22 protein-coding genes are annotated in these 20,491 nt (G+C 69.0%); 7 read left to right on the forward strand and 15 right to left on the reverse strand.

Annotated features, from left to right (window positions below):
- Positions 1–6: 6 nt before the first annotated feature.
- From ABD164_RS06635 to ABD164_RS06670, 8 genes are all read right to left on the reverse strand, one after another.
- Positions 7–2,334 (reverse strand): glycoside hydrolase family 3 protein, encoded by a 2,328-nt coding sequence (locus ABD164_RS06635; protein ID WP_344294699.1) that lies wholly within the window; start codon positions 2,332–2,334, stop codon positions 7–9.
- A gap of 293 nt (positions 2,335–2,627) precedes the next feature.
- Positions 2,628–3,068 carry an iron chaperone gene (locus ABD164_RS06640; RefSeq protein WP_344294701.1) on the reverse strand — a complete coding sequence of 147 codons (441 nt, stop codon included), beginning with the start codon at positions 3,066–3,068 and terminating at the stop codon, positions 2,628–2,630.
- Positions 3,069–3,188: 120 nt separating this feature from the next.
- Positions 3,189–4,082: a ferredoxin family protein gene (locus tag ABD164_RS06645; RefSeq protein ID WP_344294703.1), complete on the reverse strand. Its 894-nt coding sequence runs from the start codon at positions 4,080–4,082 to the stop codon at positions 3,189–3,191.
- Complete coding sequence (locus ABD164_RS06650) at positions 4,079–5,257, reverse strand: cupin domain-containing protein (protein WP_344294705.1); 1,179 nt, start codon at positions 5,255–5,257, stop codon at positions 4,079–4,081. Before ABD164_RS06650 ends, ABD164_RS06645 begins: the two co-directional genes overlap by 4 nt.
- 56 nt (positions 5,258–5,313) lie before the next feature.
- On the reverse strand, positions 5,314–5,574 hold the full coding sequence (locus tag ABD164_RS06655) for a BatC protein (protein ID WP_344294707.1): 261 nt from the start codon (positions 5,572–5,574) through the stop codon (positions 5,314–5,316).
- Between the two features lie 64 nt (positions 5,575–5,638).
- The gene (locus ABD164_RS06660; protein WP_344294709.1) at positions 5,639–6,325 is read right to left on the reverse strand and encodes a DedA family protein; all 687 of its coding nucleotides are present in this window, start codon (positions 6,323–6,325) and stop codon (positions 5,639–5,641) included.
- Positions 6,326–6,464: 139 nt separating this feature from the next.
- Positions 6,465–6,935: a hypothetical protein gene (locus tag ABD164_RS06665; RefSeq protein ID WP_344294711.1), complete on the reverse strand. Its 471-nt coding sequence runs from the start codon at positions 6,933–6,935 to the stop codon at positions 6,465–6,467.
- A gap of 117 nt (positions 6,936–7,052) precedes the next feature.
- The gene (locus tag ABD164_RS06670; RefSeq protein ID WP_344294713.1) at positions 7,053–7,742 is read right to left on the reverse strand and encodes a TetR/AcrR family transcriptional regulator; all 690 of its coding nucleotides are present in this window, start codon (positions 7,740–7,742) and stop codon (positions 7,053–7,055) included.
- A gap of 64 nt (positions 7,743–7,806) precedes the next feature.
- On the opposite strand from ABD164_RS06670, the gene ABD164_RS06675 reads away from it, so the two are divergent.
- Positions 7,807–8,616 (forward strand): SDR family oxidoreductase, encoded by an 810-nt coding sequence (locus ABD164_RS06675; protein ID WP_344294715.1) that lies wholly within the window; start codon positions 7,807–7,809, stop codon positions 8,614–8,616.
- Between the two features lie 77 nt (positions 8,617–8,693).
- On the opposite strand, the gene ABD164_RS06680 is transcribed toward ABD164_RS06675, so the two are convergent.
- The gene (locus ABD164_RS06680; RefSeq protein ID WP_344294717.1) at positions 8,694–9,674 is read right to left on the reverse strand and encodes a LysR family transcriptional regulator; all 981 of its coding nucleotides are present in this window, start codon (positions 9,672–9,674) and stop codon (positions 8,694–8,696) included.
- A 77-nt stretch (positions 9,675–9,751) separates the two neighbouring features.
- On the opposite strand from ABD164_RS06680, the gene ABD164_RS06685 reads away from it, so the two are divergent.
- The 4 genes from ABD164_RS06685 to ABD164_RS06700 all read left to right on the forward strand — a co-directional run bounded on the left by ABD164_RS06685 (position 9,752) and on the right by ABD164_RS06700 (position 13,739).
- Positions 9,752–11,506, forward strand: coding sequence for an L-aspartate oxidase (locus ABD164_RS06685; RefSeq protein WP_344294719.1), 1,755 nt, complete (start codon positions 9,752–9,754; stop codon positions 11,504–11,506).
- Positions 11,507–11,616: 110 nt separating this feature from the next.
- A complete protein-coding gene (locus tag ABD164_RS06690) occupies positions 11,617–12,543 on the forward strand; it encodes a hypothetical protein (protein ID WP_344294721.1) in 927 nt (308 codons plus the stop codon).
- Positions 12,540–13,304 carry a hypothetical protein gene (locus ABD164_RS06695; protein ID WP_344294723.1) on the forward strand — a complete coding sequence of 255 codons (765 nt, stop codon included), beginning with the start codon at positions 12,540–12,542 and terminating at the stop codon, positions 13,302–13,304. The genes ABD164_RS06690 and ABD164_RS06695 overlap by 4 nt, the downstream gene beginning before the upstream one ends.
- A gap of 27 nt (positions 13,305–13,331) precedes the next feature.
- Positions 13,332–13,739: a VOC family protein gene (locus tag ABD164_RS06700; protein WP_344294725.1), complete on the forward strand. Its 408-nt coding sequence runs from the start codon at positions 13,332–13,334 to the stop codon at positions 13,737–13,739.
- Between the two features lie 337 nt (positions 13,740–14,076).
- Here ABD164_RS06700 and ABD164_RS06705 read toward each other — a convergent pair whose 3' ends face one another.
- Together ABD164_RS06705 and ABD164_RS06710 are read right to left on the reverse strand one after the other, a co-directional pair.
- The gene (locus tag ABD164_RS06705; RefSeq protein WP_344294727.1) at positions 14,077–15,168 is read right to left on the reverse strand and encodes a sensor histidine kinase; all 1,092 of its coding nucleotides are present in this window, start codon (positions 15,166–15,168) and stop codon (positions 14,077–14,079) included.
- Positions 15,161–15,868, reverse strand: coding sequence for a response regulator transcription factor (locus ABD164_RS06710; RefSeq protein WP_344294729.1), 708 nt, complete (start codon positions 15,866–15,868; stop codon positions 15,161–15,163). Before ABD164_RS06710 ends, ABD164_RS06705 begins: the two co-directional genes overlap by 8 nt.
- An 87-nt stretch (positions 15,869–15,955) precedes the next feature.
- Between ABD164_RS06710 and ABD164_RS06715 the strand changes: the two genes are divergently transcribed.
- A complete protein-coding gene (locus ABD164_RS06715; protein ID WP_344294731.1) occupies positions 15,956–16,600 on the forward strand; it encodes a M15 family metallopeptidase in 645 nt (214 codons plus the stop codon).
- Positions 16,597–17,154 carry a VanZ family protein gene (locus ABD164_RS06720; protein WP_344294733.1) on the forward strand — a complete coding sequence of 186 codons (558 nt, stop codon included), beginning with the start codon at positions 16,597–16,599 and terminating at the stop codon, positions 17,152–17,154. Before ABD164_RS06715 ends, ABD164_RS06720 begins: the two co-directional genes overlap by 4 nt.
- Here ABD164_RS06720 and ABD164_RS06725 read toward each other — a convergent pair.
- The 4 genes from ABD164_RS06725 to ABD164_RS06740 all read right to left on the reverse strand — a co-directional run bounded on the left by ABD164_RS06725 (position 17,151) and on the right by ABD164_RS06740 (position 20,372).
- Positions 17,151–17,636 (reverse strand): nucleoside deaminase, encoded by a 486-nt coding sequence (locus tag ABD164_RS06725; RefSeq protein WP_344294735.1) that lies wholly within the window; start codon positions 17,634–17,636, stop codon positions 17,151–17,153. The two genes, ABD164_RS06720 and ABD164_RS06725, sit on opposite strands and share 4 nt — an antisense overlap.
- A 74-nt stretch (positions 17,637–17,710) precedes the next feature.
- The gene (locus ABD164_RS06730; RefSeq protein WP_344294737.1) at positions 17,711–18,496 is read right to left on the reverse strand and encodes a phosphatidate cytidylyltransferase; all 786 of its coding nucleotides are present in this window, start codon (positions 18,494–18,496) and stop codon (positions 17,711–17,713) included.
- Between the two features lie 41 nt (positions 18,497–18,537).
- Positions 18,538–19,044, reverse strand: coding sequence for a CDP-alcohol phosphatidyltransferase family protein (locus ABD164_RS06735; protein ID WP_344294739.1), 507 nt, complete (start codon positions 19,042–19,044; stop codon positions 18,538–18,540).
- Between the two features lie 107 nt (positions 19,045–19,151).
- On the reverse strand, positions 19,152–20,372 hold the full coding sequence (locus ABD164_RS06740; RefSeq protein WP_344294741.1) for a lysophospholipid acyltransferase family protein: 1,221 nt from the start codon (positions 20,370–20,372) through the stop codon (positions 19,152–19,154).
- Positions 20,373–20,491 lie beyond the last annotated feature (119 nt).

Raw genomic sequence — 20,491 nt, forward strand, 5'->3', positions numbered from 1 at the left:
CGAACGTCACTCCTCGTAGCTGAGCCCGAAGCCGAAGGGGTAGAGCGCCCCGTCGTCGGTCTCGTCGTACCCAGGCGTGTCGCTGTTCTGCTGCAGGATCGCCTCGCGCGTGCCCGCCAGGGCGAACGGCATCTTGCCCTGCGGGTTGAACTCGCCCGAGACGACATCCATGAGCGCCGTGGTGCTGTTGCCGAAGTTGGCGAGGATCGCACCGGCGTCGCGCAGCCCGCTGGCCTCATCGAGCACGAACGGCTGACGGAAGTAGATGTCGAGCACCGTGTTCTCGGCGCCGACCTCGGCCATCACCTGCTGCACCGTGTCGAGCGAGGGAGTGACCTCCCACGACTCGGCGTCGGCCATGCCGGTGAAGTCGAGCGTGCTCGACTCCCACGGGAACGAGCCGCCGAAGCGCAGCCCGTTGTCGGTGCACGCACCGCCGCCGTTCACGACGCACGCGTCGGCCGCCCCGTACGGGCTCTGCCCGTCGAGGCCCTCGATGCCGTCGATGACACTCGGGTTGATGTGCTCGGGGTCGAGCCCGGTTGCCGAGTCATTGCTGACGTAGGTACCGGTGTTCACGTTCCTCGCGGTCATCGAGACGAGTGCGACGTCGGCGTCAGCGGCAGTGCGCTGCTCGGCGGGGTCGTTGCCGTTGATGACGTCGTAACCCGCGGCCGCGACCTCGTCGGCGTCGACGTTGCCGATCACGTACACGGTCTCGCCGCCGTCGAGCGGAAGCACCGAGTCACCGTCGACCTGCTGGTTCTGCAGGAGCACGGTCGACTTGCGCTGCAGGTCGATCGCGGTCGCGCGGTTCTCATCGCTGCCGACCGTGGCCGTGGCGACCGCGGGGTCGACGTACGGGTCCTCGAACAGGCCCATCTCGAACAGTGGGGCGAGCAGGCGCTCGGCGGCGAGGGTCACGCGCTCCTCAGAGACGAGGCCGGCGTCGACCAGGTCGGTGATCGTCGCCACGTCGTGGAAGCCCGAGAGCGTGTCGGTGCCGCCGTTGATGGCCGCCGCCACACGCTCGGGGATCGTCGCGTCTTCGAGGCCCCACGCACGGTCGTTGATGATGCCCGTGTCGGAGTTGACGTAGCCAGCGAAGCCCATCTGGTCGCGCAGCAGGCCGTTGACGATCTGGTCTGAGAACGCCATGCCGACCTCGTCGTAGTCGACGCCCTCATAGGTGACGTCGACGGGCACGCCGTAGTACGGCATGATCGACGAGACGCCGGCCTCGATGGCCGCCTCGAACGGCTTGAGGTGGTAGCCGAACGCATCGCCCGGGTAGACCTGCGCCTTGCCGAAGGCGTAGTGCGGGTCGAGGCCGAGTTCCTGCGGGCCGCCGCCCGGGAAGTGCTTCATCGTGAGCGCGACATCGGTCTCTGCGCTCAGCGAGTTGCCGTCCTTGCCGACCTCGCCCTGCAGCGACTTCACGAGCTGGCCCATGATGTTCGCGCCCAGATCGGCGTCCTCGGTGAACGTCTCGTGCGTGCGATACCAGCGCGGTTCGGTCGACAGGTCGGCCATGTAGCCGTACATGCCGCGCAGGCCGATCGACGACCACTCCTCGCCCATGACCGCGGCGAAATCCTCGACGACCGACATGTCGCCGTCGGTGGCCTCACCGGTGTTCTTCGCCTGCTCGCCGAGGGCTGCGGCGGCAATGCCCGCCTCCTTCGGGAACGCCGAGAACGAGCCGGACGCCTCGTTGATGCCCGCGCGAGCCTGGGGGTCGATGTGGTTGCGCGCATTGGACTTGTACAGCACCGGGATGCCGAGACGAGTCGCTTCGCTCAGCTCCTGGATCGAGTTCATGAACGTCGCCGCTTCGGCCGGGGTGACGCGCACGTTGGTTCCGAAGCCACCGCCGCTGGGCTGGCAGTCTGCGCGGTCGCCGCTGTCGACGACGTTGCGGAAGATGAACCGGTGCATGTACTGGTTGTCGATGTAGTCGACGGCGGTGTCGGGCACGGTGCCGAACTCACCGGTGGCCACGTCGCACGAGGCGTTCACCGTGTCGATGAGCATCAGGCCCGCCTTCTCTTCGAGCGTCATCTGCTCGACGAGGTTCGCCACGCGCTGCTCGACCGGCTTGCGCCAGTCTTCGTAGACGTCGACCGTTCCGTTGGCGTTGAGATCCTTGAACTCGCGGCCGGTGTCTTCGATGATCTGCTTGGCACGCGCCTCGAGTGACGGGGGTTTTCCGTGATTGCCCTGATCGGTTCCCGACGCGGCGGCGGCGCGCTCGTCGGCTGGGGCTTGCGGTGCGGCGGCAACGGCGCCGACGCCTACTGCGAACGTCAGCGGCAAGGCGACGGCGAGGCCCACCAGGCCTCGCCTCCGAATTGCACGCGAATCTGCTCTGGTCAACAGTTCTCCTTCGAACGGATGTCGGAGAGCGCGCCGCAACGGCGCACTCCTCGCACTTGCGCCGACGACTCGTCTGCTCGCCGGCTGCCTGGGCCCATCCCAGATGAGCCCAAGTCTCAGCGCGCCCCCGTCCGAGTGACAAGCGGTTGCCATGGGTTGTCATCGTTCCGGCATACGACGAGAGACGGATGTCCCTGACATCCGTCTCTCGTGCAGCGGGTGCGGTGCGGCTCAGCAGGCCCTTCGACAGTTCAGCTGACGGCCTTGCGAACGAGGTCGGTGACCTTCTGCTCGACCGCCGGCGTCCAGTTGCGCACGGCGAAGCCGATCGACCACAGGTCGCCGTCGTCGAGGTTGGCGCGGTCTTCGAAGCCGATCGTCGCGTAGCGCGTCTTGAACTTCGCTGCCGCCTGGATGAACACGACCATCTTGCCCTCGGCGTTCGCGAAGCCGGGCATACCGTAATACGTCTTGGGAACGAGGTCGGGCGCGACCTCGTTGACGACCTTGTAGAGTCCCTCGGCGAGCACCTTGTCGTCGGGCTCCATCGCGGCGATGGCCTCGAGCACCGCCTTGTCACCGGCGGCGCGGCTCTTGCCCGCCTTCTCCTGCTCGCGGAGCTCTTTGGCGCGCTGCTTGACGGCGTCGCGCTCTTCGGCAGTCAGCCCTCCGGACGTGTCGCTGTTGGCCATCGTGGGTTCTCCTTCTCAGTCTCGCGGCGACGCCAGCGGGCGACGCGTTGCACTCAGGCTATGCGGGTGCGATGGGCGCGTGCTTCTTCGATCCTGCTCGACTCGTGTGCGACATTCCACTCACCCGCTCATCGTGATCGAACTCAGCGCGTACTGCCGAACCCGCACGAACCGGGTCGCGGCGCATGTCGACAGCAGTGGCTCCGAGCAGGTCTCTCCGAGCTCCACGACGATGTCGCCTGCGCCCGCGCCGGCGAGGCGAACCCGCCAGCCGACGTCCGCTGCCTCCTCGGCGATCGGCGCATACGCCTCGATGCGCTCGTCGCCGAACGCCTCGCGCGCGAAGTGCTGGGCGGCCTGCACCGGGTGCGTCAGCGAGCTGCGCCCGCGGTATCGCTGCGGCACGATGCGGCCCGCGTCGAAGGCGTCGGCGATGCGCACGGGGTCGTCGTCGTCGGCATAGCCGTAGTAGAGCCCATGCGGGAACACCACCATGGTTCCGGCGAACCGGTCGCCGCCCAGGTGCGAGCACTCCCACGTCTCGTCGGGGCGGGCTTCGGCGAGCGCCGTGACCACGCGGCGACCGCGCACCGCGCAGCACTGGTCGTGACGGGCGTGGGTGCACACGCAGTAGACGGGCCGCGACGAGGGAATGCCGGTGGACCCGTCGAGGGGCACGTCGAGCAGAGCCGCGGCATGCGTCACCTCGCCCCAGACGACGCTCTCGCGACCTGGACGCGAATCGACGATCGCCCACCGCTGCGACGCGGGCGCGACACGCCGGCCCGTTCGACGGATCGCGAGCGGTCGCATGCCCGCCCCCTCGATGCGCCGAACGAGGGCGCGGCCCAGCGCCCGGTCGAACGGCTCGTCGAGCAGGGCGTTCTGCCCCCAGCTCGCCGCCACTTCGATGAGAAACCAGCGCAGCCCGCGCGAGCCGGTGCCCACGAGCGGATCGCCCCGCTCTCGAGCGCGATCGCTGCACGGTGCCCAGTGCTCGGCGGCGAGGGTCACGCGGGCGCCACCACGAATCCCTCGCGCACGAGTCTGCGCACGACGACGATCGCGCTCTCGGCGTCGAGCCCGGGCAGCTCACCCGCCGTCACGGTGTCGCCCGCAGCGAGTCGGCGCACGGCGTGCTCGGCCTCGACCGGAAGCGACAACGTCTTCGTGTGCGCCACGATGCGCACCCGGTCGTCGACCGTCGTGATCCGCACCGGCAGCGCCTCGCGCCACCGCACCGCGGTCGACACGTCCAGTGTCGCGAGCGCCTCGAGTGTCGCGAGCGGCGAGACCGGTTCTGCACGGGTTTGTGCGGCGAACCGGCTGCTGAGAACGGCGCCCGGCCGCGAGGCATCCGTCTGTTCGAGTGTCTCGACCAGTGCCTGCACCGTCTGCTCGACGATCGGCGCGAGCGCCTCGGTATCGCGCAGGTCGATGCCGAGCGGCAGCGACGCGCGCAGGGCGGCATTGTCGCCGACCTGACGCAGCAGGGCGTCGACGATGTCGGCGCGCGTGTAGGCGGCCATGCCGATGGTCAGGTGCACGGATGTCGCGCCGAGGGCTGTTGCCGAATGGATCCAGCCGCGCGGCAGATACAGCGCGTCGCCCGGCCGCAGCACCGCGTCGATCACGGGCTCGCCCGTCGCCGCTCGGGCGACGGCGGCCCGGTGCTGCTGCCACGGTTGGGTGCTCAGCGGATCGACGTGCACCGGCGCGTGGATGCGCCAGTGCTTCTCGCCCGAGATCTGCAGCACGAAGACGTCGTGGGTGTCGTAGTGCGCGTCGAACCCCTGCGACGACGGTGGGGTGACGTAGGCGTTGACCTGCGCCGGGTGACCGAGGTCGTCGATGAGCTCGCGCGTGAAGTCGATGATCGGCGGCCACAGCCGGTGCAGCCCCTGCAGCACGATCGTCGCGCCGCCGGCGAACTCGGCGAGCACTTTGTCGCTCGAGACCTGATCGGTGATCTCGGCGCCGAAACCACCCGGGCCGGTGTACGCGGATGCCGAGAGCACCGAGCCCTCGTGCGCCATGCGGATGAACGGGGTGCGCACGCCGCGGCGGGTGACGAGCTCGTCGACGACGTCGGCCGAGAAGAGGTAGTCGAAGCCCTGGTCGAGCTCGTCGGACGTCGAGAGCAGGGGCTGGCGACCCCAGTACCTGTCGGCGAACTCGTCGACCGGCACTCGGATGCATCGCGAAAGCGCGGGCCGACTGGTCGACCCGCGCTCGGGGCTCGTCACTACGCCGAACCGTCGGCACCGCCGTCGTGCCCACCAGGATCAGCGCCGCCGTCGGCGGTACCCTCGCCCGCAGCCGCGGATCCGTCGGCGCCACCATCGTGGCCGCCGGGGTTGGCGCCGCCGTCGGCAGTGCCCTCGCCGCCCTCGGTGGCGGATCCGTCGGCGCCACCATCGTGGCCCATGGGGTTCGCCCCGCCGTCGGCGGTGCCTTCGCCCTCGGCGCCCGGCTCGAGGGTGATGTCGTCATCGTTGATCGTCATGAGAATTCCTCTCCTCGCCTGCTCGCTCAGCGTACCGAGCGCGTCCCGCCGGCGGAATGGTTGTTCACGCTTGCCGACGAGCGGCGGCCATGTGATGCTCAACGACCGTGGTCGCACCATCCTCGGCGCGCGCCTCATCGACACGGCGCCGATCCCGACGAGCCGCGAGCGATGACGTGGCTCGATCGATCACGACGCCGACCGTCGCGGCGATGGCGATGCCGAGCAGCGCCGCGAGCAGAGGGTTGCCAGACAGCCAGCGTCCCGCGAACAGCCCGATACCCACGGAGTACACAGCCCAGCTGAGGCCCGCGAGGGCGGAGAGCCCGAAGAAGCGCCGGGGAGCGAGCCCGGTCGCCCCGGCGGTGACATTGATGGCGACGCGCCCGATTGGGATGTAGCGGCCGGTGAGGATCAACACGGTGGCGCGTCGACGCAGCCCCTCGCGTGCCCAGCGGATCGTGCGCTGAGCGGACTCGCGCCGCATCCACCGCCACCGATCGAGGCCCACCCTGCGCCCGATCGCGAACGCGATGTTGTCTCCCACGATCGCCCCCGCAGCCGCCGCGACGACCGCCCCGACGAGCATTCCCCACTCTGCGGTCGCAGCCCCCGCGGCCGCCGCGGCGATGACGATCGTCTCGCTCGGCACTGGCGGGAAGAACCCGTCGATGACGCACACGGCGAAGACGGCCACGTAGACCCATGGCGACTGCACGAGCGAGAGGATGATGTCGGTGAGGAACTCCATGCGCTCGACGCTATGAGCGAGGCGCACGCAGGAGCATCCCTCCACGGTGCCGTCCGAGGCCCTACCGTGGTACGAGCCCGTGTGGGCGATTCCACGGTGACTGACTGGCTCGACAAGCGGGCAGCGGTGGCCGGCGAGGCTAGCGGTGCCCGTCGGGAAACCCGTCGGCCACGCGTTCGGTGAACTCGTCGATCATCTGGCGCATCTGCGCTGCGGCCTCTTCGGGCGTTCCGGATTGCCAGACCGTGGCGACCCGCTCCTCGAGGTCGCGGGACTGGGCGCGCACCTCTTCGAGGTTCCTGACGCGCGCCTCTCTGGCCGCGTTCCGGACGACCTTCACCGCCGTGTCGATGATGCGCCGCTCGAGCAATACGACGACACCGACGAGCAGCAGAGTGGTGCCGATGCCGGCGAGCACGCCACCGACGTAACCGAGGCGATCGGAGGGAGCGGCGAGGAACCACCCGACCGTGATCGCGGTGAGGCCGAGCACGATGCACGTGACGAACCACCCCCACCGGATACGGACCTTCGGGCTGACCGATGCTGCAGCCTCGCCGGTCGGAGTACGCCCGACGGCAGGCGGATCGATCTTCGGCTCGGCGGTCACCGTTCCAGCTTCGCGGGGTGCACGACACTCGTCAACACATCCGCAACGCACCCGCGAGCCTCATGGTCGCCCCTGCTCTGGCGGCGAACCGTGAGCTTCGCGACCCGCGCCCGCGGGTCAGACGAAACCGGCCGTCGGCCGGGTGAAATCGATCCAGGCGAGCGCCTGGTCGACGGCGTCGGCCGGATCGCCCTCGGCGCCCGCCTCGACCCAGCTCGTGAGCGCGGCGAACGTCGCGGCCTGCAGGGCTGCGGCGAGTGCACGGCAGGTCTCGGCAGAGGCACCGGGCAGCCGGCTGCCGAGGAACTCGGCGAGTCTCCCCGTCCAAGCGCGGTCGGCGGCCGCCGCGGAGGCGGCGAGCTCGGGCTCGCTCGCGATTAGACGGAACCAGGCCGCCGCGCTGCGGCGTACGTGGGCGTCGTGCGAGACGGAGGCGACGATCGCGCGACGAACGGCGTCGGAGACCGGCGTCTCGGGGCTCATCTCGGCGATCGATCGCACGAGCCGATCGTTCGCCGACTCGACCTCGGCCCAGGCGATGCGGTCGCGGGTGCCGAAGTGGCGCATGAGGGTGCGCGTGCTCACCCCGGTGGCGTCGGCCAGCTCCTTCCACCCCGTCGCGGTGTAGCCGCGCTCGGACCAGAGAGCGAAGGCCGCCTCGGCGACAGCGTCGACGTCGACGACGCTCGGCCGACCGCGGCCCCGAGTGCCGGCGACTCCGCCCGCGGCGCCTGAGATGGCCTCGATGCCACCGGACTCGGTGCCGCCGGCGGCGGTGCCACCAGTCGGCGAGGTTTCCACAGCCACCTCCGAACCTTATTGGCGTAGTGTGTCAAATATAGTCCTCGTACCGCGAATCGGAAGGAACATCATGACCCGCACCTACGTCGTGACCGGATCAGCCTCGGGTATCGGCGCCGCCACGAAGCGCGCACTCCACGCGCAGGGCGCCCGCGTGATCGGCGTCGATCTCCGCGACGCCGACGTCGAGGCCGACCTGTCGACCACCGAGGGGCGCGACGCGGCGGTCGCACGCGTGCTCGAACTCTCGGGCGGCGTCGTCGACGGCGTCATCGCCTGCGCCGGCATCGCGGCGCCCGCCCCGATCACGGTCGCGGTCAACTTCTTCGGGGTGACGGCCATGCTCGAGGGCTTGCTGCCGGCGCTGCGCGCCTCCTCGGCCCCGCGCGCCGCCGTCGTCTCGTCGATGGCTTCTCTCCAGCCCGTCTCCCCTGCGATCGTCGACGCCGCGCTCGCCGGCGACGAGCCCGGCGCCCTCGCCGCGGCCGCGGCGCTGGCCGAGCAGGGCCCCGAGCTCGGCTACCTGGCGTACCCGTCGTCGAAGCGCGCGCTCTCGCGCTGGGTACGCCGCGAGTCGATCAGCGAGGCCTGGGCGGGCTCGGGCGTCCCGCTCAACGCAGTGGCGCCGGGCACCGTCACCACCCCGATGACGCAGGGCCTGCTCGGCAACCCCGAGGGACTCGCGATGGTCGACGCCGCCGTGCCGATGCCGCTGAACTACCACCAGCCGGCCGAGTCGATCGCGAACCTGCTCGTCTGGCTCACGAGCGTCGAGAACACGCACATGGCCGGGCAGACGATCTACTGCGACGGCGGCGCCGACGCGACGCTTCGGGGTGACGACATCTGGTCGTGGAACGACCCCGCGCCCGCCGCGTAGTCCTCCCGCCAACGAACCCGGGCCCGGCACCTCCTCGTGAGGTGTCGGGCCGGCGTCGTCCGCCCGATTCGACCCGTTCACCCGGTTTCGGCGCGCCCGCCTCGACCGGTTACCCCCGGCGACGGCTCCACCCCGTCAGCCGACCGCATGGTCGCGCCCGCCCGCGCCGCGAAATCGGTCGCCGTCGCCGCGATCGTGCGCTGCATGACCTCGACCGCGGCCGTCGGCGCGACCCCGACCGGCCGGGCGAGACTGATGGTGCGGTCGAGTGCCGCGGCGTAGAGCCGCATCGAGCGCAGGCCCGGCCGGTCGATAAGCACCATCGCCGGCACGATCGCCACCCCGAGCCCACGCTCGACGAACCGCAGCACGGCGTCCATCTCGGCACCCTCGAGCACGACCTCGGGGGCGAGCCCCGCGGCGGCGAAGGCGTGATCGGTCGCCGCGCGCAGGTCGTAGCTCGAGCTGAAGACGATCTGCGGCAATGCGGCGACGTCGCCGAGGGTGATGCGGTCGTGCGTCGTGATCGGCGGTGCCCCGGCCGACGAGATCACGACGAGCTCTTCGACGAGCAGTGGCGTCACGGTGAATCGCTCGGCCGACGAGGCATCCGTCATCGTGATCAACGCGAGGTCGAGCTCGCCGCCGGCGAGCTCGTCGAGCAGTCGACGCGACCCCTGTTCCGAGAGGTGAAGGTCGATGGCCGGATGCTCCGCGTGGAACGCGCTGAGCACCTCGGCGACGAGGCTGATGCAGAGGGTCGGGGTGGCACCGAGCCGCACTCGTCCGCGCTCGAGGCCGGCGAGCTCGGCGAGCTCGCGCCGCACCGATTCGGCGTCGGCGAGCATGCGGCGCGCGAGCGGCAGCAGCGATTCGCCCGCGACCGTGAGCGTGCTGCCGCCGCGGGCGCGGTGGAACAGCTCGGCGCCGAGATCGTGCTCGAGCGCGGCGATCTGGCGGCTCAGCGAGGGCTGGGCGAGGTAGAGCTCTTCGGCGGCGCGGGTGAAGTTGCCGAAGCGGGCCACCTCGACGAAGCTGCGCAGTTGGTCGAGGTTCATGTCGATAGCGTACGCGTATCGTCATGACGCTATATATGCATTGGAGTAATCGGACGACCGTGCCTAGCGTTGAATCCATGAGCACCACGACCGCCTCGTCCCCCACCGCAGAGCGCCAGATCTCCACGACCGTCCTCGTGATCGGCACGGGCGGATCGGGCCTGCGCGCCGCCATCGAGCTCGCCGAGGCGGGCGTCGACGTGTTGGCGCTCGGCAAGCGGCCGAAGTCCGACGCCCACACGTCGCTGGCAGCCGGCGGCATCAACGCAGCCCTCGCGACCATGGACCCGGGCGACAGCTGGCAGCAGCACGCCGCCGACACCCTGAAAGAGAGTTACCTGCTCGCCGACCCGCGCACAGTCGAAACCGTCACGAAGGGCGCGGCACGAGGCATCCAGGATCTCGAGCGCTACGGCATGCCGTTCGCCCGCGAAGACGACGGCCGCATCTCGCAGCGCTTCTTCGGCGCCCACACCTACCGCCGCACCGCGTTCGCGGGCGACTACACCGGACTCGAGATCCAGCGCACGCTGATCAATCGGGCCGCGCAGCTGGCGGTGCCGATCCTCGACACGGTCTACGTCACGCGCATCCTCGTCAATGAGGATGGCGCGGTCTTCGGCGCCTACGGCTTCGACCTCGAAGACGGCACCCGATACCTCGTCCACGCCGACGCGGTCATCCTCGCCGCCGGCGGCCACAACCGCATCTGGCGACGCACCTCGTCGCGGCGCGACGAGAACACGGGCGACTCGTGGCGGCTCGCCGTCGAGGCGGGCGGCCGGCTACGCGACCCCGAGCTCGTGCAGTTCCATCCGTCGGGCATCATCGAACCCGACAACGCGGCCGGCACGCTGATCAGCGAGGCCGCCCGCGGCGAAGGCGGCATCCTCACCAACGGCCTCGGCGAGCGCTTCATGTCGAAGTACGACCCCGAGCGCATGGAACTGTCCACCCGCGACCGCGTCGCCCTCGCCGCGTACACCGAGATCAAAGAGGGCCGCGGAACCCCCAATGGCGGTGTCTGGCTGGATGTCTCGCACCTTCCCCGCGAGACGATCATGCAACGGCTCCCCCGCGTCTACCAGACCATGCTCGAGCTGCAGATGCTCGACATCACGAAGCAGCCGATCGAGATCGCGCCCACCGCGCACTACTCGATGGGCGGCGTGTGGGTGCGTCCCGACGACCACGGCACCGATGTCCCGGGGCTCTACGCCATCGGCGAGGCATCCTCTGGGCTGCACGGGGCAAATCGCCTGGGCGGCAATTCGCTCATCGAACTGCTCGTCTTCGGACGCATCGTCGGCCGGGCCGCCGCCGAGTACTCGCGCTCGCTGCCGGCGCAGCAGCGCTCGGCTGCCGCGGTGCAGGTCGCGCGCGACGAGATCTCCGCCCTGCTCGCCTCCGACGGCACCGAGAACGTGCGCGCCCTGCAGCGCGCCATCCGCGACACGATGACCGAGCACGCCGGCGTCGTGCGCGACGAGCAGGGCCTGCGCGCCGGCCTCGCCGAAGTCGACGCGATCGAGGCGCGCATGACCGACATCGGCGTGCATCCCGACATCGCCGGCTACCAGGACCTGGCGCACGCCTTCGACCTCAAGTCGGCGGTGCTCGCCGCCCGCGCCACCCTCGCGGCCGCGCTCGAGCGCCGCGAGACCCGCGGATGCCACAACCGCAGCGACTACCCCGACACGGATGCCTCGCTGCAGGTGAACCTCGTCTGGTCGCCCTCGACGGGTGTGACCCGCGAAGAGATCTCGCCGATCCCGGAGGAGATCGCGGCCCTCATGCGCGAGGTCTCGACAGTGGGCAAGCTCGTCGAGTAGCGATCGGCTTCATCGACCGGGGGTGGATGCCACGTGGCATCCGCCCCGTACACGGAATATAAGAGTATTCACCAAAAGCGTGGTAACTCTTATACCGGAGGTCTTTTGTCATGGAGATCAGCGAAGCGATCAGCAGACTCCGGGAGGCCGGCGTCAACCTCACACCGACAGGCCCAGACACGCTCCGCGCCGACAACGGGATGCAGATTCTGATCCGCAAGTACGAGAAGGCTCCCGGTCGCCGCACCGTCGAACACGACCTCAGCCGCGCCGAAGATCAACTGGTGCTCTACATTCTGGGCACGACCCCGCGAAAGCTCGACCGCTTCACCTCCGACCCCAGAGTCGCGGTCGTCTCTCCGGGCGCCGTCTGGTACGGGAAAGACTTGACCGAGACGCCGGCCACGACGACGAAGCCCATCGGTCGCGGCCCCCGGCCGTACACGAAGTTCGCGGTCGCCCGGGCGTTGCTCGCACCAGAGCGGCTCCCCCAGACGGTGCTCGCCGCGAGCTTCCACGTTTCCCAACCGGCCGTGTCCAACGCAGTCGCGAAGCTCGCCGACGAGGTTCCCCTCCGCACGACGGGCGACGATCACGGCGCGCTGTTCGACTACGCCCTTACCCGGTACCCCGGCCCCGGCGGCATCACCACCTACTGGTGGCGCGACGACCCACTTGAGCAGCAAGTCACCACAATCCTCGAAGTCGACGCAGACGCCCTGCTCAGCGGAGATCTCGCTGCCCGGCAGATCAGCGCTTGGCGGATGCCGGAACACGCAACCGTGTACACGGTGAACGCGCTGAATCCTGCCGAACTCGGTTTCGCCGCGGCCACTGCCGACGACTACACGCTCAGCATTACTGTCCCCGCAGACACGACCCTCTGGGCAACCTCGAAGCTGCATCACCGTCCGGGTACCGCCGACCCGGTGATCGTCGCCCGCGACATCCTGAACACCGGCACCACCGGCGACCATGACGAGGCCGCGGGCATGATCCGAGCCGCCACACTACGGCTGCTGCCGGAACAGCGATGAGAACCGCACACCTCGTCGCCGTCGGAGCAGAAGACGATGCAGCCATCGAGTCGTTGTCCGACATCGCTCGGATCCTCGCACCATTCGACGATGTCGTCGTCATCGGCGGGCACATGGTGTCGATCCTCACGGCCGCATACCCATCGCCCGGATTCGTCGAACGGCGTACCGGTGACTCCGACGCCGGCATTTCCGTCGAACTCGCGGCCACCGGTCAGGTGCATGACGCGTTGACCGCCGCCGGGTACGTCGCCGAATCGGGCAACCGCTACACGAAGGACGACCGAGGAGACACGCAACCCACGATCGACCTGCTCATCCCCTCCTTGAACGGCGCCTTCCACTCCGAGGAACACGGCGGGCGGGCCTTCGACGCCTCCCCAGGCCTGTCGGTGGCGTTGCACGCCGCCTCCCGAGTCCGTGTGATCGCGACCACCCTGTCGGAAAACGAGGTCGCATTCGAGGTGAACATTCCGACCGTCGAAGCGGCGGTGCTGCTGAAAGCCCATAGCTGGGCGAGCCGCCTGGCCCAGAAGGATGTCATCGACCTCAACAACCTGCTGTCGATCGTCGACCACAATGGCTACGACACCATCGCGCCGTGGCGCCTCAATGAACCCGGACTCATCGGGTCTCGTCGTGATGCTGCACGATACCTGCACCGCCTCGCGGGTCTCGCCGAAGCGAACCGACTCTCCCGGTCGCCGATCGACCCGCGGAGACTCACCGTGCTCATCCGGCGGCATATCAGCGCCGTCTAGACAGTGTGTTCCTCATAAGATTGGCGGATGCCTCTTTTCGACCATCTCGGAATCTCCGTCGATCACCTGCCTCGCTCGATCGAACAGTTCGATCCGGTGATGCAGGCGCTCGGGTGCACGCGGCAAGATGCCGACGAGTCGGTGTCCTGGTACAAGGGCGAGGAGGAGCTGATCCTCTTCCCCGCCCGCGACGCGGGCAGCGGACCGCACCGGCACGGCCGTGTCGGTTGGCAGCACCTCGCATTCGCCGTCGACACGCGTGCCGAGGTCGATCGCCTGCACGAGATCGCCCTCGGCGCAGGCTGGACGGCAGTGCGCGAGCCGAAGGTGTACCCACGGTTCAACGACCGCTACTACGCGTCCTTCGTCGAGGACGACAACGGCATCCGCCTCGAGTTCATGCACAACCCGCCGCGAGAATCGGTCGCGGACTGAATCTCACGGTCGCGCCCGGACGTAGGGTCCTTCTCGCGAGCCGCTGTCGAGGCATTGCGGGCCGCGAGCTCGGCGAACGCCTCGGTGAGCTCGGGCGGGCCGATGACGTCGATCTCGGTGTCGAAGCGATTGACCATCGGGCTCGGTCAGCATCCCCGTGACCTGCCCAGTCGGGTCGGGGCCGACCTCCTACATCACCGTGAAGGCCGTCGCGAGCAACCCGAACGGGTCGGCCGCCGCCTTCTACTGGGGCCTCTGACGCACGCTGCGTCGGAGTCATCCTCGCGCCTGCACAGCGCGAACGGTCTCGGCGGCAACTCGCTCACCCGCGGTTCCGCTACCGCTCGCTGTGCTGATCCGCAGGCAGCTCGACCGTCACCCGCAGGCCGCCGGCGACACGCGGGGTGAGGGTGAGCGTTCCGTCGTGCGCGTGGGTGATGCTCGCGACGATCGCCAGGCCCAGGCCGACGCCCGCGTCGTCGGTGTGCACGCGTTCTGTGCCGCGCTGGAACGGTTCGGTGAGCGTCGCGGCCAATTGCGGTGAGACCTTCTCACCGGTGTTCTCGACGGTGAGCACTGCCTTCGCTCCGTCGACGCCGGTGTTGATCCACACTGTGCCGTCGTGCGCGAGGTTGTGCACGATCGCGTTGTGCACGAGGTTCGTCGTCAGCTGCAGCAGCAGCGCGTGCGAGCCGATCGTCGGCGTGATGCCGCCGGTGTTCTCGATCGTCACGCCACGCTGCTCGGCGAGTGGCAGCAACGTTTCAGTCGCTTCCTCGGCGATGAGCGACAGGTCGACCGGCTCCCGTGTGAACGAGCGCTGGTCGGCACGGCTCAGCATGAGCAGCGCTTCGGTGAGGTTGATCGCCCGCGTGTTGACGGCGTGGAGCCGATCGATGAGCGTGCCGCTGACGCTCGTCGGATCGTTGCGGGCGACCTCGAGCAGGGTCTGCGTGATCGCCAGCGGCGTACGCAGTTCGTGCGAGGCGTTCGCCGCGAATCGCTGCTGCTCGGCGACGTGCGCTTCGAGACGCGCGAGCATGGCGTCGAAGCTGTCGGCGAGCTCGCGGAACTCGTCGTTGCGGCCTTCCAATTCGATGCGATACGCGAGCGATCCGTTCGCGGCCCGGCGCGTAGCATCCGTGATTCGCGTCAGCGGCGCGAGCATGCGGCCGGCCAGAATCCAGCCTCCCAGCAGGCCGAACAGCAGCAGGAAGAACAGTGCCCACGCCGCCGGCGGTACGAACGCGCGAATGAGGTCGGAGCGGCCGGGAATGAATCCTTCGCGCGTCTCGCTCGCGCTGGCGGGCACGTACCGCAGCAGGAACAGCCACACGACCGCGAGCAGCAGGACGCCCGCAACCATGAGGAAGCCCGCGTAGCTGAGGGTGAGCTTGAGGCGAACGCTCAGCCCGGGAGCCCTACTCATGCTCGTCGGCCCCGGCGGCGTTCGGTCGGGCGGCGTTCGGCCCGGCATCGATGCGGTAGCCCACGCCGGGCACGGTGGCGATCACCCACGGTTCGCCGAGCCGCTTTCGCAGGGCCGACACCGTGATGCGTACGGCGTTGGTGAACGGGTCGGCGTTCTCATCCCACGCCCGTTCCAGCAGTTGCTCGGCGCTGACGACGCCGCCTTCGGCAGCGACGAGCACCTCGAGCACCGCGAACTGCTTCCGCGTCAGTGCGACGTAGCGGTCGTCGCGATAGACCTCGCGGCGGAACGGGTCGAGACGCAGGCCCGCGATCTCGCGCACGGGCGGCCGGTTGTGCGCGCGGCGCCGGTCGAGGGCCCGGAGCCTGAGCACGAGCTCTTTCAGCGCGAACGGCTTCGTGAGGTAGTCGTCGGCGCCGAGCTCGAACCCCGAGGCCTTGTCGTCGAGCCGGTCGGCCGCGGTGAGCATGAGGATCGGCATGCCGCTGCCGGAGGCGATGATGCGTTTGGCGACCTCGTCACCCGACGGGCCCGGAATGTCGCGGTCGAGCACGGCGATGTCGTAGGCGTTGATGCTCAGCAGCTCGAGCGCGGTGTCGCCGTCGCCGGCGATGTCGGCCGCGATCGCCTCCAGGCGCAACCCGTCGCGAACGGCTTCAGCCAGGTACGGCTCGTCCTCGACGATCAGCACGCGCATGGAGTTCATGCTACGAACTCGCGCATATCGCCGGTGTATCGAAACCCGCATACGTGCTGGCAACAACGTGCCGATTTGACTGGCAGGATGACTCGAACCCGACCACTGGCACGAACGACGACGCTGCGGATTCGCCGGCTCCTGGTCGTTGGACTTGTCGTCGTCGTCGCGGCGATGACTGCGGCGATCTGGTACCAGCTGCCCAGCTCCTCGTCGGCATCACCGTCATCGTCCTCCGGTGGCACTCCTCCTGCTCCCGGTGGCGAGAACCGTGGTGCGCTCGACGAGAGCGGCCGCGTGCCCGACGGCCTGACGGTGTTCGATGACGAGGCCGCGGCGCTCGCCAACCTCGATCGAGCGCTGCTCGATGCCCTTCGCCGGGCCGCGACCGATGCCGCGGGCGACGGAGTCGAGTTCATCGTCAACAGCGGCTGGCGCTCGCCCGAGTACCAGGACGAGCTCCTGCGCGAGGCGATCTCGGAGTACGGCTCAGAAGAGGAAGCCGCTCGGTGGGTGGCGACCGCGGCGACGTCGCCGCACGTGTCGGGCGAGGCGGTCGACATCGGGGACTTCGATGCGACGTTGTGGCTGTCAGAGCACGGCGCCGGGTATGGGTTGTGCCAGATCTACGACAACGAACCCTGGCACTACGAGCTGCGTCCCGCCACTGTCGAGCTGGGATGCCCCGTTCCGTACACCGACCCGACCGACGACCCGCGGATGCAGCAGTGACCGGCCGTTCGGCGCTCCGCGTGCTGTTCGTGCTCTACCTCGTTCTCCTCGTCTGGCTCGTGCTGTGGAAGCTCGAGATCCCCTACGCCGGCGACGGCGGCCTGCGCCATCTCAAGCTCGTCCCATTCGTGCCGACCGCGGAGCACGGCGCCAGCGCGCCCTCCGAGGTTGTCGCGAACCTGCTGCTCTTCGTCCCGTTCGGCCTCTACCTCGGCATCCTCGTGCCGTCGCGCCCCTGGTGGAAGCTTGCGGCCGTGGTCGCCGCGTCGAGCCTCTTTCTCGAAATCACCCAGTACGTCTTGGCCGTCGGCAGCTCAGACGTCACCGACGTCATCGTCAACACCGCCGGGGGCGTCGCTGGGCTCGGCCTGCTTGCCTTGGCGCGCCGCGGGCTTCAGGACCGAACCCGCACTGTCGTGACGCGGATGTGCTCCATCGGAACAGTGATCGCCCTGATCGCGGTCGGGCTGTTCATCGCCTCCCCCGTGCGCTACGCGCCGGTTCGCGACATCCATATCCCGGTCGTCTCAGGCGCGAGCGAGACATCCGATTAGCGCAAGCGAACCGCTCGCTCGATGAGCGCGCGTACCTCTGGCACGAGTTCGTCAACCGGCCCTTCGACCGGCAGGTCCGGCGCAACGGCCGTGATCGGCAACACGCTGACCGGTGACAACGCGGCACCGAGGTCCCTGCGCCATCCGGTGATCTGCTCCGCCGACGCGACGTACACGATCCGGCCGAGCCCGACCCACGCGTGCGCCGCCGAGCACATCGGGCAGTGCTCCCCAGACGTGTACACCGTGGCATCCGCTCGCTCGTCGACGGTCAGGTTCGCGGCCGCCCAGCGCGCGATTTCGAACTCCGGATGCCTCGTGGGATCACTCGTGCTCACCTCCCGGTTGCGGTCGGCGAATCGTTCGACGCCGCCCCCGTCGACGAGCACCGACCCGAACGGACCATCGCCCGCGGCGAACGCTTCACGCGCGAGCTCGACCGCACGACGCAGATGGACGAGGTCAGCCTCGGAGATCGTCATGGGTTCAAGCTTGGCGCGACGGGACGGTCGAGTCGACCAGTGCCTGAGGCAGCCGACCGCCTTCGGCTTCTGGCCTAGGCGAGCGTGACTGAGAAGAGTGGTGCCACCACGAGCAATGAGTCAGCCCGGTCGAGCAGCCCGCCGAACCCCGGAAGCCACGCCCCGGCATCCTTCACGCCGGCGTGTCGTTTCACCATCGAGGCGATGACATCACCGATCGGGGCACCGACCGCCGCTGCCAGGAGCAACACCCAGCTGAACTGGCCGGTGGCCGCCAAGACGGCCGCGGCGGCGACCGCGCCGCCCAGCAGTCCGGCCACCGTCTTGTTCGGCGACACCGCGAAGGGGCGGACGCGCCCCACCGGGAGCCGTCCGAGGCTCTTTCCGGCTGCCCAGCTGGCCACGTCCGTGAGCGCGACGGTCAGGATCAACAAGGTCAAGTCCTGATGGATGATCACCAGCTGGGCGGGCGCCCAGACCAGCCACAGCATGCCGAACACCGCAGCGGTGGCGCGCGGGAGGGCGGACTCCGGATCCCGGCTGAGCACAGGAAGTACAGCGGCGGCCAGCAACGCGAACGGGAGCCACGCGTTGATCGCGGCCGGATTCGCCGCTGCCAGCACTGGCCCGCCAACCCCAGCCGTGATGAGGACCCAGAGGTCGGCGGTGCGGAGGCCGGCCAGTTTCACGTACTCGACGATGCAGACGACGCTGACCGCAACTGCGACGACGACCGCGCCTGCGACGCCGATCGCCTCCGCTGCGCCGACGATCAATCCGATGACCGCCCAGGTCAGCCACCTGCTTCGAATGGTCGAGTTCCCGAAGAGCAGCACGGGCAGGGCGGTGACCACCAGCACGATGAGTCCGACGGTCGCAGGGGCGCTCAGCCCGAGCCACGTCATACCTGAACCGGCCGGAAGGCGCGATGTGCTGCTCGGGCGCGGGTCGCAGCAGTCAACGTCGAACCGGCGATGACCACAGCCGAGCCGACGGTGATCACCGCGTGCACGGGGAACCAGACGAACGCGACCGACATGAGGAACACGGTGAGGGTGCGTTCCGTCTTCCCGAAGGGCCCGCCATTGATCCGCGGCGCACCGGCAGCGGCTGCAGCCAGTGAGATGAAGGTCGGCCATGACGCCGCGGTCATCGCGACCAGGGCCGCCACCAGCGCGGGTGCGGAGTTGGTCTGCCCGGCGAGGATGCTGAGGGCAGCCAGTGGGAGAAGGTCTGAGGCGCGGTCGCCGATCTCGTTGAGCACGAACCCGAATGGGCGGCTGACCCCCCGGGCTCGAGCTACAGCGCCGTCCAGATTCGCACCGGCGAGCCGTGCGACAAGTCCGAGGAGAACGAGTGGCCACCATCCGACGAGCAGGCCGGCGGCGGCCACAACTGCGAACGCCACACCGACAGCGGTGAAAGCATCAGGCGACCACCCGCGGCTGACCGCAGCAGTCACGAATCTCCCGAGTTGCCGCGTGAACCACGGTTTCGCCGCGTAGAGGCCGCGCATCACGACCACCACCAGATGACGACGCCGAGCCCGATCGGGAACAACGTCAGGCAGACGGCCTGGACGGTGCCGAGGCACGGCTTCAGGTACCGGGCCAGAAGGCCTCCGACGACCCACCCGATGCCGCCGACGACTCCGATACGACCGAGCCTCGGGAGCATCGCGGAGACCACGTCGGCGAAGTCCATTCCAAGTTGGCCGGCGCTGTGGGCGTACACCTTCACGGGGATACCGTTGAACATCTGGTTCGCGAACGCGGCGGCCGGGTCGGTCGTGAGCTGGTCGAGTGCGGATTCATGCATCCGCGCCGTGGTCAACGGGGTGGGTGTGTCCAGACCATGGGACACCAGCCACCAGGTGGTGAGGATTCCGGCAGCGGACGCGATCGCCGTTGCCACGATCAGTAGCGGGCCACGCCAAGACCGTCCAATTGTGCAGACGAGCAGCAGGAGTGGCATCTCCGCGACAAGCGGCCAGAAAATCCCTTCCGCATACGCCCACCCGGTGACCAGTGCCAATCCGGCTGTGGCGAACGCCATGCGGCGCACGCGAGTCCAGACCCGGCCAGGGCGCTGGAGGGCAGGCTCATCGATGAGCCTGTCGATGGCGCGGAATGCCGCTGCGGCAGCTTGCTCTGCATGCCCGGTCGCAACAGTGAACGGTTCACCCCAGCGCACCTCCACTGGCCGGCGACGGATGAGCCTGCGTCCCGCCGGAAGCAGATCGCCGGTGCCGACCAAGCCGACAGGCAGGATCTTCGCCCCTGACGCCGCTGCGAGTTCGAACGCGCCGCGCTTGAATCCGGCGAGTTTCGGTGTGCGGCGGCGGCTGCCCTCCGGAAACACGACCACGATTACTCCCGCTGCGACGGTCGGAGCGGCGGTGAGCAGATCCTTCATGCCGTTCCGGTCACGCCGGATAGGCCAGATGCCGACCAGCCATTTCGCAATGAGCTTGTTCCGCCGCCTGCGGAACCAATAGTCGGCTGCGGCGACGAACTTCACCGGTCGGGACCGACCGACCGTTGCGAGCAGCACGGCCGTGTCGGCATGGGATGAATGGTTGGCGATGACGATGAGCGGCCCGTCCGGAACCGGTGGTCTGCGGGCGAGCGGAACCGGTTCTGCAGCAGCATGCGCGGGGATGGTCGTGACGCCATCGGTGACGATCGAAAGGACCAGGCCCCAGAACTTCGATCGCCAGTACGATGTGAAGCCCAACCGACGAACTTGACGTTCGGTCAGCGGTGAGGGGAGACGGAGCGAAGCGGTGTCCAGCACGTGGTGACCCCCTCATGCTTGGTGGTGCATGTATCTGTCGTCGCGCGAGAACCCGACTG

The organism is Agromyces neolithicus (assembly GCF_039529735.1).
In the GTDB taxonomy this organism is placed as follows: domain Bacteria; phylum Actinomycetota; class Actinomycetes; order Actinomycetales; family Microbacteriaceae; genus Agromyces; species Agromyces neolithicus.

What these genes read in the sequence shown, in the direction of transcription:
- ABD164_RS06675 (WP_344294715.1), top strand. Translation starts at nt 7,807, where the DNA reads ATGACCCGCACCTACGTCGTGACCGGATCAGCCTCGGGTATCGGCGCC.
- ABD164_RS06725 (WP_344294735.1), bottom strand. Translation starts at nt 17,636, where the DNA reads ATGACGATCTCCGAGGCTGACCTCGTCCATCTGCGTCGTGCGGTCGAG.
- ABD164_RS06690 (WP_344294721.1), top strand. Translation starts at nt 11,617, where the DNA reads ATGGAGATCAGCGAAGCGATCAGCAGACTCCGGGAGGCCGGCGTCAAC.
- ABD164_RS06680 (WP_344294717.1), bottom strand. Translation starts at nt 9,674, where the DNA reads ATGAACCTCGACCAACTGCGCAGCTTCGTCGAGGTGGCCCGCTTCGGC.
- ABD164_RS06660 (WP_344294709.1), bottom strand. Translation starts at nt 6,325, where the DNA reads ATGGAGTTCCTCACCGACATCATCCTCTCGCTCGTGCAGTCGCCATGG.
- ABD164_RS06705 (WP_344294727.1), bottom strand. Translation starts at nt 15,168, where the DNA reads ATGAGTAGGGCTCCCGGGCTGAGCGTTCGCCTCAAGCTCACCCTCAGC.
- ABD164_RS06700 (WP_344294725.1), top strand. Translation starts at nt 13,332, where the DNA reads ATGCCTCTTTTCGACCATCTCGGAATCTCCGTCGATCACCTGCCTCGC.
- ABD164_RS06715 (WP_344294731.1), top strand. Translation starts at nt 15,956, where the DNA reads ATGACTCGAACCCGACCACTGGCACGAACGACGACGCTGCGGATTCGC.
- ABD164_RS06640 (WP_344294701.1), bottom strand. Translation starts at nt 3,068, where the DNA reads ATGGCCAACAGCGACACGTCCGGAGGGCTGACTGCCGAAGAGCGCGAC.
- ABD164_RS06655 (WP_344294707.1), bottom strand. Translation starts at nt 5,574, where the DNA reads ATGACGATCAACGATGACGACATCACCCTCGAGCCGGGCGCCGAGGGC.
- ABD164_RS06695 (WP_344294723.1), top strand. Translation starts at nt 12,540, where the DNA reads ATGAGAACCGCACACCTCGTCGCCGTCGGAGCAGAAGACGATGCAGCC.
- ABD164_RS06710 (WP_344294729.1), bottom strand. Translation starts at nt 15,868, where the DNA reads ATGCGCGTGCTGATCGTCGAGGACGAGCCGTACCTGGCTGAAGCCGTT.
- ABD164_RS06685 (WP_344294719.1), top strand. Translation starts at nt 9,752, where the DNA reads ATGAGCACCACGACCGCCTCGTCCCCCACCGCAGAGCGCCAGATCTCC.